The sequence below is a fragment of the Mesorhizobium sp. U510 genome, assembly GCF_059180695.1.
The window spans coordinates 923,380-941,931 of sequence record NZ_CP180532.1 but is presented as its reverse complement, the minus strand read 5'-3'; the positions used below and the strand labels follow the sequence as shown (position 1 = coordinate 941,931).

Here is an 18,552-nt window from a genome sequence, read left to right as displayed (position 1 = left end):
CCTATTGCGTGGCATCAACCGCCGGCGGAACCGTCAGTTGCGCCCGCGCATCGCTGATCGAAGCGGCATAGGTCACCAGCGGCCGCTTGACGCCGTGGTTGATCAGGGTGCGCCGTATCTGCGGAGAGGCACCCGATATGATGAAGCGCACACCGGCGCGCCTGGCCTTGTGGGCCGCGCTTTCGATGACATTGGCGGCCGTCGAATCGAAGAAAGGCACCGCCGAGCAGTCGAGGATGAAATTCTTACGCTGGTCGGCAATGCGGTCGAGCACGCCGCCGACGGTGGAAGCGGCGCCGAAGAAGAAGGCGCCCGAGATGCGGTAGACGACGGTGTCGACGTCGCTCGCCTCGCTGGCATCATAGGCGCGACCGCTGCTGTCGGCGACATCGTCCTGCACCAGATCCGCCTCGACAGCGATCGACTTGGCCATGCGGTCGATGAACAGGATCGAGCCCAGCGCGAAACCGACGACGATGCCTTCGGTCAGGTCGCGGAAGACGACGATCAGGAAGGTCGCCATCAGCACCAGCGCGTCGCCGCGCGAGGCGCGCAACAGCGTCGCGAAGGCCTGTTTCTCGAACATGTTCCAGCAGACCACCGCCAGCACGCCGGCAAGCGCGGCAAGCGGGATGTAGCTGGCCAGCGGCGCGGCCACCAGCATGAAGACCAGCAGGAACAGTGAATGCAGCATGCCCGAGACCGGCCCATGCGCGCCGGCCCGCACATTGGTGGCGGTGCGGGCGATGGTGCCGGTGACGCAGATGCCGCCGAACAATGCGGATGCGATGTTGGCGAAACCCTGCGCCACCAGCTCGCAGTTGGAACGGTGCCGCCGGCCGGTCATGCCGTCGGCAACCACGGCCGACAGCAACGATTCGATGGCGCCGAGCAGGGCAAAGGCAATGGCGTCCGGCAGCACCGCGACGATCTTGCCCATGCTGAGCGTCGGCAGCGTCGGAAACGGCAGGCTGCGGGGAATGCCGCCATAGCGCGTGCCGATGGTTTCAGCCGGCAACGCCAGCAGCGCCACCACCAGCGAGGCAAGTCCGACGGCGATCAGCATGCCCGGCCAGCCCGGCCGCCAGCGCTTCACCGCGACAATGGTGACGATGGTCAGCACCGCCACCAGCGTCGCCGAGATGTTTACCGTGCCAGCCGCCTGCCCGATCGCCATCAATTTCGGCAGCAGCGGCCCCGGCTCCGGCCCCGCAAGCTTAAGCCCGAACAATTCGACGATCTGGCCGGAGAAGATGATGATCGCAATGCCGGCGGTGAAGCCGACCGTCACCGGATAGGGGATGAATTTGATGTAGGTGCCAAGCCTGAGATAGCCGATGGCGAGCAGGAACACGCCGGCCATCATCGTTGCCAGAAGCAATCCATCGACACCTTCGCGCTGGACGGTCGCCGCCACCAGCACGATGAAGGCGCCGGCCGGCCCGCCGATCTGGAAGCGGCTGCCGCCGAATGCCGAGATGATGAAGCCGCCGACGATGGCTGTGAACAGGCCGCGCTCCGGCGTCACGCCGGAGGCGATCGCAATCGCCATCGACAGCGGCAGCGCCACGATGGCGACGGTCAGCCCGGCCATGAAGTCGGCCTTGAACTGCGGCAGGTGGTAACCTTCGCGCCAGACCGTCACCAGTTTGGGCGTGAACAATTCGGCAAATGTCGGGCTTGCCGACCCTTGGGCCGACCCTTGGGCCGACCCACGAGTTGATTTGTGGGCCGACCTTTGGGTCGATTGATGCACTGCCTGCCGTGTCTGATCCATGGACTGCCTTCCGCACATGAAGGCGGCGGGATCGTCGGCAGGAATGTCGGCGGTCGCCGTCGCGACTTATGCCGGCTCAGCCCTGGGATCTGGCGGCACGGCGGGTTTGAGGCGCACGCCCCTGCCGCCGCGCTCGCTGGCCTGGTTCTCGCCGATCAACTCCACCCCGGCCTCGTCGAGCGCCTGGATGACCTTCATCAGCGTATCGACCACGCCCCGGACCACGCCATCGCTCGCTTCCATGCGCTGGATGGTCGGAAGCGAAACGCCTGCGCGTTCGGCGAGCGTCTTCTGGTCGATGCCGGCCAAGGCCCTTGCGGCACGCATCTGCGCGGCAGTGATCATCGGCCGGACCCCATGTCTGAGTCTGCAGGAATAAGGTATAATACCATTGTCATGATGTTTCAAGCATCAATATGAATGTCTGAGGCGTAAGCGCCTTCGCCTGATTGTCCATTTTTTCCGATACTTCCCGAGGATTGCAGGCTAGGGTGCTGCCCATCTGGGCAGGGGGTAACGCGGTGAATATTTTCAAGACCTTGATGACATCCGCATGCCTGCTTTCGATGGTTCTGGCTCTGGCAGGCTGTGGTGGACACCTCATCAACCGCTTGATCTGAGCGCAAGCCCGAGGGTGCGGTCAGGCGCCATCGGCATCGTCGCTCACCACCTTGCGGCGCTGCAACACACGCGCCACCAGCCAGCACAGCATCGCCCAGGCGAAGCCCGCGCACCAGCCGGCCAGCACATCCGACGGCCAGTGGACGCCGAGATAGATGCGGCTGACGCCGACCAGCACCGTCGTCAGCACGGCCAGCGACAAGACGTAGATCTTCGTCGCCCTGCCATGCAGGAAGCGCGCCGCGAGCGAACCAAGCGTGAGATAGGTCACCGCCGACAGCATGGCGTGGCCGCTTGGGAAGGAAAGCGACGTCTCGCTGACCAGATGCGAAACGAGCTCGGGCCGCGGCCGGTCGACGCCGACCTTCAGCAGGCTCGACAGCACCTGGCCGCCGGCCACGGCGACGAAGATGAGAAGTGCCGTCCCCGGCCGGCGGATCAACAGCAAATAGAGGATCGTTGCCGTCGTGATCAGCACCAGCACGCTGGCGCTGCCGAGGCTGGTGATGTCGCGCATCGCGCCTTCCAGCCACGATGGGCCGATCGGGATTGCCGGTTGGCCAACCTGGCGGAAGGCAAGCAGGATTTCGGTGTCGAAGGCGTGCGACGCGGTTGCCCGCGCCACCTCCATGAGCTCCACGAAGCCCCACAGGCCGCCGGCGATGACCAGGCCGGCCAGCAGCACCGGGAATTCGATGCGGTTGAGCAGGGTGCTTGCGGTGTCTTTCATCGGGCCGGTGTCGCAATCTTCATCTCGATCAACGCCCCTGCAGATAGGGCCCAAGCGTGATCAGCGCCACTGCGGCGATCGCCAGCACGATGCCGGTGGCCTGCAGCGCGTTGACGCGCTCGCCGAAGAACACCAGCGCCACGACGTTGACCGAGACCAGCTGGATGACCGCCGAGAGGCTGAACGACACCGACATGCCGAATTCGCGGATCAGCCGCAGCATGATCAGATTGCCCAGCGAATAGAGCGCGAGCGTCAACAGGATCTTGCCGAGGCTCGGCGCCAGTCCCCATTGCTTGGCGGCGGTCGCCGCCAAAAGGAAGATCACCGTCGAAAAGCCAAGCTGCAGCAGTCCCGAAAAACTCAACGTCCCATCCCCCTCGAAGCGGCTGCCGCCGCATGTGCCGCGGACCTTGTTTCCGAAGCGCCTCGAGACGTCAAGCGACCTCGTTCTAACGACAGGGTCTTGGCAACGGCAAGACTGAGGCTCAATGTGCGATGTCGCCCAGCTGTTCGATGGAAGGGCGGTCAGGGGATCATGATTCGCATTCTGCAGAATTTGGCGCGGCGCTGGAGCGAGCTTTCGCTTGCCCTGCAATTCCTCGTTGCCGGCGGCTTTGGCCTGCTGGCCGTCATGCTGGTGGTGGGTGCCTGGGTGACGTCGCAGATCCGGGACGGCGTCACCCGCAATTCGGCAGCCACGACGGCGCTCTATGTCGACAGCGTGATCGCGCCGCTGCTGCCGGACCTGCGCAAGAGCGAGGAGCTCAGCGAGTCCGTCAAGCAGGCGCTCGACGAGACGCTCGGCCAGGGCGCGCTCGGCAAGCGCCTGGTCTCGTTCAGGCTCTGGCGCCGGGACGGCACCGTGCTCTACGCGAAAGATGCAACTTTGATCGGCCGCCGCTTTGATCTGACCGACGATCTGCGGTCCGCCTTTCAGGGCAACGTCACCGCCCAATTCGATACGTTCGACGAAACCGAAAGCAAGGAGCAGGCCGCGGGCGTGCCATTGCTGGAGATCTACAATCCCGTGCGCGAACCCTGGTCGGGCGAGGTGGTGGCCGTCACCGAATTCTTCGAGGTCGCCACTGATTTCAAGGCCACGCTGGCCTCTGCCCTGCTGTCGAGCTGGCTGATCGTGGCCGGCACCACCCTGACGGCTTTTCTGCTCCTGTCGAGCATCGTGCTGCGCGCCAGCCGCACCATCGACGATCAGCGCGGGGCGCTGCGCCGCCAGGTGTCGGAGTTGCAAGGCCTGGTGACGCAAAACAGCGCCTTGCGGCAGCGTGTGCAGAGGGCGTCCCGCCGCGCCACCGCGCTCAACGAACGATATTTGCGCCGGATCGGTGCCGACCTGCATGACGGACCGGCGCAACTCGTGGCCCTGGCGGCGCTGCGCATGGACAGCCCGGTATTCTCCGGCGACGGCCATTGGGGCGAAAACCGCGCGACCGAGGTCGCGATGATCCGCAAGACGCTGGAGGATGCGATGCGCGAAATTCGCGGTATCTGCACCGGTCTCGTCTTGCCGCAGATCGAAACGGCCGCGGCAACGGACATATTGCGGATGGCGGTCGACGAACATCAGCACCGGACGGGAACGTCCGTGCTGCTCACGCTGCCCAGGCATTTGCCTGAGCTCGGCACTTCCGAAAAGATCAGCATCTATCGTTTCGTGCAGGAAGGGCTGAACAATGCCTATCGCCACGGGCGGGCCAAGGATCAGACGGTGCGGGCCGGGATGAAGAATGGCAGGCTTTTTGTCGAAGTGTCGGACGGCGGGCCGGGTTTTGATCCGGCGCGGGTCGACGGGTTGGGGCTCGCCGGCCTCAGGGAGCGGGTCGAAAGCATTGGCGGCCAGTTCGAGACCTTGACCGGAGCGCAAGGCACGCGATTGGTGATCAGTCTTTCGATCGAGGAGCAAGCATGATTGGCGCTATCCGCATCGCTATTGTCGACGATCATCCGCTGTTTCGCGAAGGCGTGACGCGCAGCCTGTCGGAGATCGGAGGTTTCGAGATCGTCGGCGAAGGCGCGACAGCGCAGGATGCCGAACGCATCGCCTCGACGGTGCAGCCTGACATATTGCTGCTCGACATCTCCATGCCGGGCGGCGGCCTGTCCGCGGTTGTCAGCATCCTCGCCGACCATCCTGCCCAGAAGATCGTCATGCTGACGGTTTCGGAGACCAATGCCGATGTAACCACGGCGCTGAACGCAGGCGTGCAGGGCTATATCCTCAAGGGCGTCGGATCGCGCGCGCTCGCCGACATCCTGCGCAATGTGGCTGCCGGCGAGGGCTACCTTACGCCGACGCTGTCGGCACGGCTGCTTTCCGATCTCCAGTCCCCGCAATCTGCCAACGGCGTGGCGGACCGGTTGCGGCAACTGACTGAACGGCAGACGGAAATCCTGCGGCTGGTGGCGGAGGGGCTCAGCAACAAGGAGGTTGCCTTGCGCCTGGAGCTGCAGGAAAAGACGGTCAAGCACCACATGACCGGGGTGCTGTCCAAACTCAATGTGCGAAACCGCACGGAAGCGGCTCTCATGGTGCGCGAGTTCCGCGACCGGGACAGAAACCGCTCTTAGAGCAATTCCAGGAAAAGTGTGAAACGGGTTTCCCGGGCAAAGCGCATGGCGCTTTTCCCTTGGGAATCGCGGCAAAACAAACAGTCAGGCCATTGCGGACCCGCGCAAGGGCCGGACAAGGGAAGATCACCTCTGCCGGGGGCGGCGGAGGTGACGTGTGAAACCGGCCGTTGCCTGCTAGCCAGTTTCACAAGGCCTTTAGACGGCTGACATCGGCCGGCGTGGCCCGGCGGTCGATGATCGTGCGACCCAGCGCATCCTTCATTTTGAAACGGCCGTTTTCGATCTTTTCGGTGATGCCGTCGGGATGTGTGACCGTGATCTTGTTGCCGCTCACCGAGACCTTGTCACCGGTCGCGGCGTTGACATGGCTGACGCCTTTGTCGCTCTGTCCCTTGCCGGATGCCGAGTTGTCACCACTGCCATCCGTTCCGGAATTGCCGCCGTTTCCATTTCCGTTGCCGCTGTTACCGCCGCTGCTGTTACCGCCGTTACCGCCGCCGCTGTTGCCACCGTTACCGCCGCCGCTGTTACCGCCGTTACCGCCGCTGCTGTTACCGCCGTTACCGCCGCCGCTGTTGCCGCCATTACCGCCGTTGCCACCGCTGCCGCCGCCGCCGTTGCCGCCATTGCCACCGCCACCGTTGCCGCCGCCATTGCCGCCATTGGCGGCCTGTGCTGATGCGGCGTCGATTCCGGGGGCGGAGCCGTGCAGGGCAATTCGATAGGGAATGATGGTCAGCGCCAGAGCAGCCGCCGAAACGACCGTCAGCCGGCGGCACCGGGCCGTGATCGATCCGTGCATCCTGATCTCCGTCGATTGAGCCGGCGCGCCCACCCCAACGTTGCAAACAGCAACATCGCCGAAAGATGTATTGGCCGGAAGCGACCTCCGACCGTTGCGTTTGTCCTCCAGGACTTTTGCAAGCGCAAGGTTGGACTAAAGTCCGATGTCACGGTGACAATCATCTCGCGTGGAGCGGCGGAGCAGGTATGATGTCACGAAAATGTGATCAGTTGTCTGTAGGGGTCGAAAGACGACAAAAAAGCTCCAGCCACTCCAAAGCCAGAGGCCCTTCGTGACCGAACATCGCTCTCCCGACGCCCGATTCCGCACCAGCCTGCTCGAGGAAAACGAAGGACCGGCCACCAACCCCACCGACAACCGCACCATGGGCGAGATCATCGCCGCGCGGTTCCCGCGCCGGGGATTCCTGAAGGGATCGCTCGCCGTCTCGGCGATCGCCGCGACCGTCGGCCCGCTGGCCATGATCGCCGCCGACGATGCCCGCGCCGCGGAAGGCTCCGCCTTCAAATTCGACGAGCTCGAGGCCGGGATCGACGACAAGCATCATGTCGCGCCGGGCTACGACGCCGACGTGCTGTTGCGCTGGGGCGATCCGCTGTTTGCCGATTCGCCGCAGTTCGACCCGACGAAACAGTCGGCCGAGGCGCAGGCCAGACAGTTTGGCTACAACAACGACTATGTCGGCTACATCGCGATCGACGGCTCGGCCGAGCACGGCCTGCTCGTCGTCAACCACGAATACACCAACCCGCATCTGATGTTTCCGGGCATCGTTTCGATCGTCGAGAAGGACGGGAAGAAGAAGGCCGAGGTCGCGCCGCTCTCGAAGGAGCAGGTCGATGTCGAGATGGCGGCGCATGGCGGCACCATCGTCGAAATCCGCAAGGTGTCAGACAAATGGCAAGTGGTGCGGGACGGCAAGCTCAACCGCCGCATCACCGCCACCACCGAAATGGCGCTGTCGGGCCCGGTCGCCGGCCACGACCGCGTCAAGACCAATGCCGACCCGTCCGGCACGAAAGTGTTCGGCACTTTCAACAATTGCGCCGGCGGCGTCACCCCTTGGGGCACCTATGTGATGGCCGAGGAGAACATCCACGGCTATTTCTCCGGCGAATTGCCCGAGGGCCACAAGGAAGCCGCCAACTACAAGCGGCTCGGCATTCCGGAAGGTGCCTATGAATGGGGCGCGCATTACGACCGCTTCAACCTCGCCAAGGAGCCGCACGAACCCAATCGCTTCGGCTGGATCGTCGAGGTCGACGTCAACGATCCGACATCGACACCGAGGAAGCGCACCGCCATGGGCCGCTTCAAGCATGAGGGCGCCGAATCCATCGTCGCCAAGGACGGCCGCGTCGTCTTCTATCTCGGCGACGACGAGCGCTTCGACTATGTCTACAAATTCGTCACCAAGGGCACGTTCAACGCCAACGACCATGCCGCCAACAAGGACCTGCTCGACGAGGGCACGCTGCATGTCGCCAAATTCGCCGAGGACGGCACGGTCGACTGGCTGCCGATCGTCTTCGGCCAGGGGCCGCTGACGGCGGAAAACGGCTTTGGCAGCCAGGCCGACGTGCTGATCGAGACGCGGCGCGCCGCCGATCTGCTCGGTGCCACCAAGATGGACCGGCCCGAGGACATCCAGCCCAATGGTGTCAACGGCAAGGTCTATGTCATGCTGACCAACAATTCGAAGCGCAAGGCAGACCAGGTCGACGCCGCCAATCCGCGCGCCGAGAATGCCTTCGGCCACATTATCGAGATCACCGAGACCGACGGCGATTTCACGGCCGCCAAGGGCAAATGGGAAGTGCTTTTGAAATGCGGCGATCCGTCGGTTGCCGATGTCGGCGCCACCTTCTCGACGGCGACGACGGCCCATGGCTGGTTCGGCATGCCCGACAATTGCGCGGTCGATTCGGCCGGGCGCCTGTGGGTCGCTACCGACGGCCAAGGCCCGAAGGCCACCGGCCGCACCGATGGCTTGTGGGCGGTCGACACCGAGGGGGCTGCGCGGGCAACTTCGAAACTGTTCTTCCGCGTGCCGATCGGCGCGGAAATGTGCGGCCCGCTGTTTGCGCCCGACGACCGGACCGCCTTCGTTGCCGTCCAGCATCCGGGCGATGGCGGCGAGGATTGGGAAGGCTTCGGCCGGCCGTCCTACTATGAGGATCCGTCGACGCGCTGGCCGGACTTCAAGTCCGAAATGCCGGTGCGGCCGTCGGTCGTCGCCATCACCAGGCAAGGCGGCGGCAAGATCGCGGTGTGATATCAGGCGGCTGGAGCACGCAGCGGATTTGACCGAGCCCTGCGTGCCGGACCGCCTCCCCAACGTCGATGGATGTTTCCGCCAATCGCCAAGGTTCAAGCCTCGGGAAAGATCGGCAATTTACTGGTGGCGCCCTAACGCGCGTCGAAACGGATTCGTGCGACGCGCGTTAGGTCTTTGTCTTGTGCATGTCGTACGCCCAAAACCGGACCCGCTTTTGGGCGAGATGAATTGGGTCGTTTCCCGGAGCCCGCCACCATGTCGAAGTCAGTCTATGACCGGGGCCTGCTCAAGCCCGGCGACATCGCCAGGCTGCAGCGCGTCTTTGACGAAGTCTGCCTGCGGCGCACAGCTCAGCCCGATTCGCCGGAAGCACGCGAGATCGCGCTCACCCTGCTCGCGCTGCACAATGCCGGCATGGTCGACGGGGAGATGCTGATGCAAGCCGTCGGCTTCCGCCGGCTCGAGCCGAAATCGGCGTGAGGCGTCAGGTCGCTAGAGCTCTTTGTTTCGACGCAATTCCCAAGGGAAAGCGCTCACACTTCCCGGAATTGCGCTAGCGGCCCGCGCCGGCGATCCGCCTGGCGATCGCCTTGCCCAAAATGGCGGCATTGGCGAAGCAGCCACGAATGCTCGGCCGCATACCGGTGAACCACAGGCCGGGCAGTTTCGGGTCGGCTTCACCGCCGTTGAAGAGCGGGACACCCTTGCCGTCGAGCACGCCGAGATCGCCGACCATGCGCTCCAGCCCGGTGCGGTAGCCCGTGGCGGCAATGACGATATCGGGATCGATCAGGCGACCATTGGCCAGGATCACGCCATCGCGGGTGAATTCTCGTATCGCCCGCACCACGGTAATCTTGCCAGACTTTATGGCGTCGACGGCACCGTCATCCGCGGCAATCGCGGTGTAGTCCGAGGCCAGGCGGCTGGCGCCGCCCGACGGCGCGGGCGGCATGCCGAATTTGGTGAGATCGCCGAAAACCAGCCGCTGCGTCGCGGCCATCACCGCATCGGCAACGCGCAGCGGCAAGCGCGCCATGAGCGGCGAAAGCCGGTGCACGGCGATCTTGCCGATCCGCTTGGGCAGAAGGGCGGGGCCATTGCGGGCCGACAGCCAGAGAGAAGCCGTATCCACGCCGGCCAGATGATTGAGGGCATCGAAGCCCGAATTGCCGGCGCCGACGACCAGCACCTTCTTGCCGGCATAGGACTTGGCGTCGCCAAAATCCGCCGAATGGATGATCCGGCCCGCGAAGGCCTGCATGCCCACCCACTGCGGCGTGAAGGGCTCCTTGTCACGACCGGTGGCGACGATGACATGACGCGCCAGACGCGAGCCGGCGCTGGTGCGCACCAGCCAATGGTCGCCCTTGAACACGAGGGTCTCGACGGCAACGCCGAACTCCACAGGCAACTGGTTCGCCTCGCGGAAATCGTTCATATGGCGGATGACGACGCTCTTGGGTGGAAAGGCTGGCGTACCCCCGGGAAAGGAAAGGCCGGGCAGCGCCGAGAGATCGCGATGGGTGTTGAGATGCAGCTGCTGGTGCCGCCGATGCCAGGGTTCGGCCAGCCGGCTCTCCTGTTCCAGGATCGCCACCGGCACGCCGGCCTTGATCAGGGCCTGCGCGACAGCCAGTCCGGCGGCGCCGGCGCCAATGACAATCGCCGGCTCGATCGCCGCCACCTGCTCCACCTTCGATCTGGTTGTCGTATCTGCCATTCGCTTTCAAAATCCATTCAACCGCCCGCTCTACAAGCTCGCAGGACGCTGTAACCGTTTGATCGCGCGCAAACCCAACAGCGGATCGGTGCGCTCAAGTGCCTTGCGCCGCCAGGGCGCAAACAACTCCCGTCGCGCAAATGCGGCTAAACCAACGACATGGAACGGAATGCCCCGCTTCCGTCCGAAACCATGCAGCCCTATATGGCATATCAGCGGCATCGGCGATAATCAGGTCGCGGCAATGTGATTGATTCGAGTTCCGAGGGGCTGGCGGATCTCGTTACCGACGCAGGAATTCGAAACCGAGGCGATTTCGGCTTCCCGTGAAAAATCAAGGCGCCGTGGTGCGTCTGGCGTGCCGAAAGGCATGTCGCGCCACATACGGCACGCGGAATCCGGACCATGCCCTCCTTGCGGATCTATTTCGACAAAATCCTCGAGGGTGCCTCGCCCAGGGTCGAGCGCCAGGCATTGACGCATGTCGAACGCCTGGCGATGGTCCGTCGCCATGGCGACTTCTCGCTCGCCTATTCGACTGCCGTACAGCGCAAGCTTTCCTATTTTGGCGACGCCGACGGCTACATCGCCTTCGGCACCAAGATGAAGCATCATTTCGCGCTTGGCGACCCGGTGGCGGCGCCGGCCCGGCGGCCCGACTATATCAGGCGCTTCGTCGAGACCGCCGGCGACCCGTGGTTCGTGCAGGTTGGCGAGGAGACCGCGCGCGTGCTGGCCGGGCTCGGCTACAAGGTCAACCGGCTGGGCATCGACACCCGCCTCGCCCTGCCCGAGCATGACTTTTCCGGCAAGCGCAACGAGACCGTGCGCTATTCCGAGCGCTGGCTCTTGAAGAAGGGCTTTTCGTTCGAGGAAGACAAGCGGACGGTATTCCTCGACGAAATCGCCCGGCTGTCCGAGAACTGGCGCGGCGACCGCATAGTCAAGCGCTGGGAGATGGGTTTTCTCAACCGCCCATTTTACGATCAGCTCGGCACCGACATGCGCCGCTTCGTCCTGCATGGCCCCGATGGCGAACTCATCGCGCTGCTCGATTTCGATCCGTTGTTTCGCGACGGCAAGGTCATCGGCTACACCACCGCCTTCAAGCGCAAGCACATCGATGCCTCGCCGCACGCCGAGATCGGCCTGACCAAATTCGCCGTCGACCGGTTTCGCGAAGAGGGCATTTCGGCGGTCACGCTCGGCCTGTCGCCGCTTCTCGACGTCACCCCCAGCGGATTTGCCGAAAGCGATTTCTGGCGCAACACTTTTCAGCGCGCCTACTCTTCGCCATGGGTCAACCGCCGCAGGTTCAACCTGCAGGGCCAGGCGGCATTCAAGCGCCGCTTCCATGGCATGGAAGAGCCGGTCTACATCGCTTTCCGCAAGGGGACCTATATCGAGATGCTGGGCCTGCTGCGGCTGGTGAAAGCAATCTAGAGCGTTTCACCGTTTCATGGAAACGGCGAACCACTCTAACTCTTTGTTTTGACGCAATTCCGGACGGAAAACCGGTCACACTTTTCCTGGAATTGCTCTAGGGGCCCGGCGCGGTCCTGGCCAAAGCCTTATCATTCGTCATCCCTGCGCCGTCGCTCCGCCCCTTGCCTTGCCCTCGAATGACGAATGCCGGGTTGTCGTGGAAGATACTTCCGCACCTTTGCGCCAATTCGCAAAATCATTCCTCTACTAGGAACGCATCTGGCTCGCCCAGAAATTCACCGCCGTTCTGGTCACGCACGATGTCGCCGAGGCGGTCGCCCTCGCCGACCGGGTGGTGGTGATCAGCGCCGGCAGGATCGCGCTCGACCTGGAGGTGCCGGTGGCCCGGCCGCGCCGGCGCGGCTCCGCCGAGCTCGCCCGCCTCGAAGGCACGATCCTGGACCGGCTGTTCGGTTAGGGGTGTCGGGGGCGGCGCGAACCTCGAGACGGCGGCGCGACAGCGCCCACGCTCGTTCTGCAACGCAGTCTAGCGCCACTCATCACCCCTACCGGTTCGCCCACACCAGCCCGGCCAGGCCGAGCAGCATGGCGACGAGACCGATATAAAGCCATTGCGACTGGCCGGTCATGAAGCTGCCGCCGATCACGCCGATGCCTTGCAGCGCCCACACCGCGCCGACAGCCAGCACAATCAAGGCCAGCAGATTTTTGGTCAGTCTCATTGACGGATCTCGCTTTTCAAGTCGATCGTTTGCCGCGCAGTGAGCGTGATGAAAGAGCCAAAGGAAGGCACCCAATCACGTCGGATTCTACTTGGATATTTATCCGATATCTTGTCAAAGACATCTCGCATATCGGCCCGAAGATCATCGGAAATGAATCAAATCGCGCCGGAAAATCCCTGACAGACTGTTACCTTCTGACTCCAAACGTGTGATCTCGCCACGGAACGGACAGATGCTTGCCGCATTTCCTGCCTTATTCGGCACCTAACGGCTGGGGTCTGTCAAAAACGGAGCCACCCCTCAAATATGAAGACCCTAAACCAGACCGCGCTTGTCGCGGTAACGATCGCTGCTGGCCTGATGGTCGGCGCTTCGGCCACTTCGGCAACCGCCGCCGGCCAGTGTGGCCGTGCTTCCTGGTACGCGCTGCACTCGCGCACCGCATCGGGCGAGCGCATGAACCCGTCGGCGTTGACCGCCGCCCACCGCACGCTGCCGTTCGGCACCAAATTGCGGGTCACCAACCAGAACAATGGCCGCAGCGTCGTCGTGCGCATCAACGATCGCGGCCCGTTCATCCGGGGTCGCGTGCTCGACCTGTCGAAGGGCGCCGCCGGCCAGCTCGGCTTCATCGGTTCCGGCCATACCTCGGTCTGCATGGCGCGCGTTTGACATGATTTTCCCTGGACCATGATCTTCTTCCGAAAACCGGAACCACTTTTCGGGATCATGGTCTGGTGTCCGGCAGCAGGGCCGGACACATTTCCTACACATTTCGGCACTGCACATTGAGCCGGCTCGGCCGTTCCAGGCGGATTTGCAACGCTTTGGACGAAAGAACCATTGGTCACGCCACGTGACGTATTGCATCGCAGCAATTAGTTGTTAACTTCGCCACGAGACATTTGAGGCTCGGCGCTGCTCGTCGTCCCTTCGGTCGCAGCAGCAGCGGGGTTGTCGATGTTCTACCAGCTCTACGAATTGAACCATGCGGCGCTGCAGCCGGCCCGGCTCTATGCCGATGCGGTGCGGATGTTCTATTCCAACCCGCTGAACCCGGTCTCGCACACGCCCTGGGGCCGTTCGATCGCGGCGGGCGCCGAACTGTTCGAGCGCACCACGCGCCGCTACGGCAAGCCCACCTTCGGCCTCGACAAGACCGTCGTCGACTGGAAGAGCGTCGAGGTCACCGAAAAGACCGTCTGGTCGAAGCCCTTCTGCAATCTCGTCCGCTTCGAACGCGCCGTGCCGGCCGGCCGCAAGCCGGATCCGAAGCTGCTGATCGTGGCTCCGATGTCGGGCCACTATGCGACGCTGCTGCGCGGCACGGTGGAAGCCATGCTGCCCCATGCCGATGTCCACATCACCGACTGGGTCGACGCCCGCATGGTGCCGCTGGCCGACGGCAGCTTCGATCTCGACGACTATATCGACTATATCGTCGACATGTTTCACACGCTGGGTCCCGACACCCATGTGATGGCGGTGTGCCAGCCTTCCGTGCCGGTCCTGGCGGCGGTGGCGCTGATGGAGGCGAAGGGCGATCCCTTCGTGCCCTCGACCATGACCCTGATGGGCGGCCCGATCGACACGCGCCGCAACCCGACCGCGGTCAATCTCCTGGCCGGGGAAAAGGGCATCGACTGGTTCCGCGACAATGTCATCATGCGCGCGCCCTGGCCGGTACCGGGCTTCGGCCGCGAGGTCTATCCGGGCTTCCTGCAGTTGTCGGGCTTCATGAGCATGAATCTCGACCGACACATCATCGCCCACAAGGACTTCTTCATGCACCTTGTGAAGCATGACGGCGACAATGCCGAGAAGCACCGCGACTTCTATGACGAGTACCTGGCCGTCATGGACCTGACGGCGGAATTCTACCTGCAGACCGTCGACACCGTGTTCGTGCGCCATGCCCTGCCGAAAGGTGAGATGATGCATCGCGGCACCAGGATCGATCCGTCTGATATCCGCAACGTCGCCTTGTTCACGGTCGAGGGCGAGAACGACGACATATCGGGCCTCGGCCAGACCAAGGCGGCGCAGGATCTGTGCGTCAACATTCCGGCCGACAAGAAGGCGCATTACATGCAGCCGGCGGTCGGCCATTACGGCGTCTTCAACGGCTCGCGCTTCCGCTCCGAAATCGTGCCGCGCATCGTCGACTTCATCACCAGCTATGGCCGCCAGAACCGCGTCGCGGTGAAGCCGAAACTGGTCCGCACCGCCAAGCGGTAGGCCATTCCGGGACAGATCGGCTGCAGGGCCGATTCTGTTGCACAATAGACGCTGTCCCTGCCCGCGGGTAACCATGCCGCAAATCAGTCCGTCGTCGTAATTGACACGGACTGTCAATCGCCCTTAACGTTTCGTTAATAACAGGGTGAGCGGGGACAATGAATTCCTCAACAATGGCGAGAAGGCTGCGTTTGTGCGTGGCTGCGGCCGGTCTGGCAGCCACGGGAAGCTGGCCGGCAATGGCTGCCGGAGCGATGGCGACCGGGGGCATCACCTCGCAGCCGATCGGCCACTATGATTTCTGCAAGCAGCACCCGGGCGAATGCTCGATCCGTCCGAGCAACCTGGCGCCGGCCAGGATGACCAATGGGCTGATGAGCAAGCTCGCTAGCGTCACCGCCAGGGTCAATGCCGCCGTCAAGCCGATGAGCGACATGGACATTTACGGCAAGGACGAGGTCTGGGCCTATCCCGACAAGGGCGTCGGCGACTGCGAGGACTATGTTCTGGAAAAGCGCCGCCGGCTGTCCCACATGGGCATCTCGCTGGCCGACCTGCTCATCACCGTGGTGCGCAAGCCCGATGGCGAAGGCCATTCCGTGCTGACGGTGCGCACCGACAAGGGCGACTACGTGCTCGACAATCTGACCGACAAGGTCAAGGCCTGGGACCAGACCGGCTACCGCTTCCTCAAGCGCCAGGCGATCGACAACACCGGCCGCTGGGTCTCCATCCGCGGCGGCCAGCAGGTGCTGGTCGGGTCGGTGGAGTAGGGGCTGCGGCTGCGGTTTTGAGGCGCGGCCGTTCTTGCGAGTCCCATGGGCGCTGTCGGCCATTGTAGTCAAATAGCAGAGGTCGGCGCCGCCCCTCATTGCCCTGCCGGGCATTTCTCCCCGTATAGGGGAGAAGATGCTGTCATCGCCGCTTTCGCCAATCACCAACGCCGCAAGACAAGCGTCAACCGCGCGGCTGTTCCCTTCTCCCAGTAACTATACGGGAAGAAGGTGCCGGCAGGCGGATGAGGGGCGGCGCCAACATAGACAGCCACCCACCTCACGCATCCCTCCCGAAAAATTTCCACACCTCTCCATGAACCATTTCCGTCCGCCCGGCGACACACAGCCGTGAACGACGAAAACCCAACCATGGAGACTTCAAATGACTGCTTTCCTGCGCAACACCCTTCTCGCCTTCGCTGCCGTGTCGGCCCTGGGCGGATCCGCAATGGCCGACCAGACGGTCAGCTGCGTCCACACCAACCTCAATGATCTCTGGGCCGGCCGTTGTTGCGGCACTGCCGGCGCGTCGGACTGCCTGGGCGGCGGCAACAATGGCCACGACCATGGCGACCCCGGCACCAAGGGCGGCAACCCCAATGGCAGCACGGCCGGCAAGCCCTGATCCCGCCACAGTGGCCCGCCGGCTGCCGCCGGCGGGCCCTGTTTTTGCGCTCCGGCAGGCCGTCGCGAAATCCGGGTAAAACCTGCTACTTCAGCCGGCCAAGCGCGGCGCGGATCGAGGCGGTGATGCGGCGCAGCTCCGCTTCGTCGAGCTTCTCGATGTTCTCGGCCAGGAGATTGGCGAGCTCGGTGGCGGCGGGATTGAGACCCGACGTGTCTAGCCGAACACGCGGGTGCGAGGCTTCGGCCAGCCGCGCCAGCTCCTCGGCATCGTCCCAGATGATGTTGAAATAGCCGATGATCTTCTGGATCAGCGTCCAGGTCGGCGCGCCGCGCCTGCCATGCTCGAGCGCCGAGAGGTAGGCGGCGCTGACGCCGATTGCCGCGGCCATGTCCTTCTGGCTGACGCCGCGCTCGCGCCGCAGCGCCCGCAGCCTCTCGCCGAACGGCGTCATGCGGCCTGCCCTCCAGCCCTCATGAGCGTGCCCGCCGCAGCCTGATATAGAGCGCGCCCGCGCCGCCATGGTTGCGTGCGGCATGGTCGTGGCTGGAGACCAGCGGCCGGAAGGCCGGCGTCGACAGCCAGGCGGGCACCGCGCGCCGCAGCACGCCGTCGCCGCCGGAGGACGACCCCTTGCCGGTAATGACCAGGACATAGCGGATGCCGCCGGCATGCGCCCGGTGCAGGAACGAGAACAGCAGCGAATAGGCCTCGTCCTGCGTCATGCCGTGCAGGTCGACGCGGCCTTCGATCGGCAGCCTGCCTTTCGACAATTTGTCCAGCGTCGGCTCGTCGAGGCGATGGGTGATATGCTGCACCTTCGGCTTTGCCGCGCCCGCCGCATTGGCGGCGGGCTGGGCCGCCTGCGGCGCCGCCGGCTTGGCCTCGATGGCCATGTCGGGAATGTCGACCGAGGCCCTGCCCTTGAGCGGCTTGGCCGTGCGCGCCACCAGGTTCCACAGCACCCGGTCGTCTTCGCTCAGCCTGTCCGGGCGCTCGCTCATTTGGCGCCCCCGGCCAGCGCGCGGGGCACCAGCGCATAGAAATCGGCGGCGTTGCGCACCACGCCGGCGATCTCGCCGGCGGCATCGCCCGAGCCGGCGAAGAGGTCGCCCCGCGCCGGGCCGGTGATGGCCGAGCCGGTGTCCTGCGCGATCATCAGGCGGCGGAACGGTTTTGCGTCGAAGGCGGTCAGCGTCGGCGCGTCGATGTAGAAGGGCGTGCCGAATGTGTGCAGCAGCCGGTCGACCGCGACGGAGCGGCCCGGCGTCAGCGGCACCTTGGCGGCGGCGATCGGGCCGAGCGCGGCATCCTCCACCTCAGCCTCGCGGAAGAAGATGTAGGAGCGGTTCTGCCACAGGATCTCGTCGATGCGCTGCGGATGTGCCTTGAACCAGGCGCGGATCGACTGCATCGTCACCTGCGCCAGCGGGATTTCGCCGAGCTCGCTCAGCACCTTGCCGGGTCCGGTAAAACGCTGGCCCGACTTGGCGGCGTAGGTGACGCGGCGCAGCCGGCCGTCGGTCATGGCGAGCCGTGCCGCGCCTTGCACATGGATGAAGAAGGCGTCGACCTTGTCGGCCAGCCAGGCGATCTCCAGCCCTTGGCCGGCAAGCGCCCCGCGCTCGATAGCGCCACGGTCGAAATACTCGGCCAGTCCATCCGTCGTCCGGCGCGCGAAGGCGAGGTAGGGATCCATCCCGGCGGGCCGGTTGGCGTCGTCGACATCGACGAGATCGGCCGGCCGCGACAGCAGCGGCACGACGAAGCGCTCCGTGCGCACCGGCGAGGCCTCGACCTGCGGCTCGTAGAAGCCGGTGACGAGGCCGGCGCCGCTCTCGGGGCGGACCAGCATGGGGACAAAATGGCGCTCGAAGAAGGCGCGGGCTTCCGCTCGGGTCGCAGGCGAAGCGCCGCGCGCCTCCGCATAAGCCGCCGTGAAGGCGCCAAAATCGACGCCGAGCGCGCCGCTGCGATAGGGTTTTACCGGCGCATGGAAGGCGGAACGGCGAAACGCGGCGAAGGCCGGCACAGCGTCGTCATCGCCCCAGCCAGGCAGATCGTCGAAGGATTTTTCGATGAAGAGAGGCGATAGCGACACCGGAGCCCCGTCGCTTTAAAGCGCGTCGTGTTTGAAGAGGGTCATGCAACGCGCTTGGAGTCTTGATTTTGCTGCAAGTCGTTGTCCCAAAACCGCTTCGCACCTTTGGGCGACA

At 64.3% G+C, this 18,552-nt stretch carries 19 protein-coding genes and 1 pseudogene; 10 read left to right on the top strand and 10 right to left on the bottom strand.

What is annotated here, in order from left to right; all coding sequences use genetic code 11:
* Position 1 precedes the first annotated feature (1 nt).
* From ACLGL5_RS06590 to ACLGL5_RS06575, 4 genes are all read right to left on the bottom strand, one after another.
* Positions 2-1,777, bottom strand: a complete 1,776-nt coding sequence (locus ACLGL5_RS06590) for a SulP family inorganic anion transporter (protein WP_083246499.1) — start codon at positions 1,775-1,777, stop codon at positions 2-4.
* 66 nt (positions 1,778-1,843) lie between these two features.
* A complete protein-coding gene (locus tag ACLGL5_RS06585) occupies positions 1,844-2,122 on the bottom strand; it encodes a helix-turn-helix domain-containing protein (protein ID WP_010912541.1) in 279 nt (92 codons plus the stop codon).
* Between the two features lie 295 nt (positions 2,123-2,417).
* A complete protein-coding gene (locus tag ACLGL5_RS06580; protein WP_064982293.1) occupies positions 2,418-3,128 on the bottom strand; it encodes a phosphatase PAP2 family protein in 711 nt (236 codons plus the stop codon).
* Positions 3,129-3,156: 28 nt separating this feature from the next.
* The gene (locus ACLGL5_RS06575) at positions 3,157-3,495 is read right to left on the bottom strand and encodes a hypothetical protein (RefSeq protein WP_019862242.1); all 339 of its coding nucleotides are present in this window, start codon (positions 3,493-3,495) and stop codon (positions 3,157-3,159) included.
* A gap of 171 nt (positions 3,496-3,666) precedes the next feature.
* Here ACLGL5_RS06575 and ACLGL5_RS06570 point away from each other — a divergent pair, with 171 nt between their 5' ends.
* The gene (locus ACLGL5_RS06570) at positions 3,667-5,058 is read left to right on the top strand and encodes a sensor histidine kinase (RefSeq protein ID WP_027047576.1); all 1,392 of its coding nucleotides are present in this window, start codon (positions 3,667-3,669) and stop codon (positions 5,056-5,058) included.
* The gene (locus tag ACLGL5_RS06565) at positions 5,055-5,717 is read left to right on the top strand and encodes a response regulator (RefSeq protein WP_019862240.1); all 663 of its coding nucleotides are present in this window, start codon (positions 5,055-5,057) and stop codon (positions 5,715-5,717) included. Before ACLGL5_RS06570 ends, ACLGL5_RS06565 begins: the two co-directional genes overlap by 4 nt.
* 187 nt (positions 5,718-5,904) lie before the next feature.
* On the opposite strand, the gene ACLGL5_RS06560 is transcribed toward ACLGL5_RS06565, so the two are convergent.
* Positions 5,905-6,522 carry a hypothetical protein gene (locus ACLGL5_RS06560; RefSeq protein WP_069090606.1) on the bottom strand — a complete coding sequence of 206 codons (618 nt, stop codon included), beginning with the start codon at positions 6,520-6,522 and terminating at the stop codon, positions 5,905-5,907.
* 274 nt (positions 6,523-6,796) lie between these two features.
* On the opposite strand from ACLGL5_RS06560, the gene ACLGL5_RS06555 reads away from it, so the two are divergent.
* Both ACLGL5_RS06555 and ACLGL5_RS06550 read left to right on the top strand, forming a co-directional pair.
* On the top strand, positions 6,797-8,800 hold the full coding sequence (locus ACLGL5_RS06555) for a PhoX family protein (protein WP_069090605.1): 2,004 nt from the start codon (positions 6,797-6,799) through the stop codon (positions 8,798-8,800).
* A 258-nt stretch (positions 8,801-9,058) separates the two neighbouring features.
* On the top strand, positions 9,059-9,283 hold the full coding sequence (locus ACLGL5_RS06550) for a hypothetical protein (protein ID WP_069090604.1): 225 nt from the start codon (positions 9,059-9,061) through the stop codon (positions 9,281-9,283).
* Positions 9,284-9,356: 73 nt separating this feature from the next.
* Here the strand turns inward: ACLGL5_RS06550 and ACLGL5_RS06545 are convergent, their stop codons facing one another.
* The gene (locus ACLGL5_RS06545) at positions 9,357-10,526 is read right to left on the bottom strand and encodes a flavin-containing monooxygenase (RefSeq protein ID WP_069090603.1); all 1,170 of its coding nucleotides are present in this window, start codon (positions 10,524-10,526) and stop codon (positions 9,357-9,359) included.
* 405 nt (positions 10,527-10,931) lie between these two features.
* Here ACLGL5_RS06545 and ACLGL5_RS06540 point away from each other — a divergent pair, with 405 nt between their 5' ends.
* Both ACLGL5_RS06540 and ACLGL5_RS06535 read left to right on the top strand, forming a co-directional pair.
* Positions 10,932-11,969: a phosphatidylglycerol lysyltransferase domain-containing protein gene (locus tag ACLGL5_RS06540; protein ID WP_019862235.1), complete on the top strand. Its 1,038-nt coding sequence runs from the start codon at positions 10,932-10,934 to the stop codon at positions 11,967-11,969.
* Between the two features lie 253 nt (positions 11,970-12,222).
* A pseudogene (locus ACLGL5_RS06535) lies at positions 12,223-12,429 on the top strand (ABC transporter ATP-binding protein); the annotation flags it as partial.
* Between the two features lie 88 nt (positions 12,430-12,517).
* Here the strand turns inward: ACLGL5_RS06535 and ACLGL5_RS06530 are convergent.
* Positions 12,518-12,694, bottom strand: a complete 177-nt coding sequence (locus ACLGL5_RS06530) for a hypothetical protein (RefSeq protein WP_010912525.1) — start codon at positions 12,692-12,694, stop codon at positions 12,518-12,520.
* Positions 12,695-13,003: 309 nt separating this feature from the next.
* On the opposite strand from ACLGL5_RS06530, the gene ACLGL5_RS06525 reads away from it, so the two are divergent.
* The 4 genes from ACLGL5_RS06525 to ACLGL5_RS06510 all read left to right on the top strand — a co-directional run bounded on the left by ACLGL5_RS06525 (position 13,004) and on the right by ACLGL5_RS06510 (position 16,336).
* Positions 13,004-13,369 carry a septal ring lytic transglycosylase RlpA family protein gene (locus ACLGL5_RS06525; protein ID WP_019862233.1) on the top strand — a complete coding sequence of 122 codons (366 nt, stop codon included), beginning with the start codon at positions 13,004-13,006 and terminating at the stop codon, positions 13,367-13,369.
* Positions 13,370-13,657: 288 nt separating this feature from the next.
* Positions 13,658-14,935, top strand: a complete 1,278-nt coding sequence (locus ACLGL5_RS06520; protein WP_069090602.1) for a polyhydroxyalkanoate depolymerase — start codon at positions 13,658-13,660, stop codon at positions 14,933-14,935.
* Between the two features lie 158 nt (positions 14,936-15,093).
* A complete protein-coding gene (locus ACLGL5_RS06515; protein WP_038650891.1) occupies positions 15,094-15,708 on the top strand; it encodes a transglutaminase-like cysteine peptidase in 615 nt (204 codons plus the stop codon).
* A 385-nt stretch (positions 15,709-16,093) separates the two neighbouring features.
* A complete protein-coding gene (locus ACLGL5_RS06510; protein ID WP_019862230.1) occupies positions 16,094-16,336 on the top strand; it encodes a hypothetical protein in 243 nt (80 codons plus the stop codon).
* Positions 16,337-16,421: 85 nt separating this feature from the next.
* Here the strand turns inward: ACLGL5_RS06510 and ACLGL5_RS06505 are convergent, their stop codons facing one another.
* Genes ACLGL5_RS06505 through mltA form a run of 3 tightly spaced genes read right to left on the bottom strand, consistent with a single transcriptional unit; the run spans position 16,422 to position 18,437 of the window.
* Positions 16,422-16,790, bottom strand: coding sequence for a helix-turn-helix domain-containing protein (locus ACLGL5_RS06505; protein ID WP_019862229.1), 369 nt, complete (start codon positions 16,788-16,790; stop codon positions 16,422-16,424).
* Between the two features lie 19 nt (positions 16,791-16,809).
* Positions 16,810-17,340, bottom strand: coding sequence for a Smr/MutS family protein (locus tag ACLGL5_RS06500; RefSeq protein WP_069090601.1), 531 nt, complete (start codon positions 17,338-17,340; stop codon positions 16,810-16,812).
* Entirely contained in the window at positions 17,337-18,437 is a 1,101-nt protein-coding gene (gene mltA / locus ACLGL5_RS06495; RefSeq protein ID WP_069090600.1) for a murein transglycosylase A, read from the bottom strand. The genes ACLGL5_RS06500 and mltA overlap by 4 nt, the downstream gene beginning before the upstream one ends.
* Between the last annotated feature and the right edge of the window lie 115 nt (positions 18,438-18,552).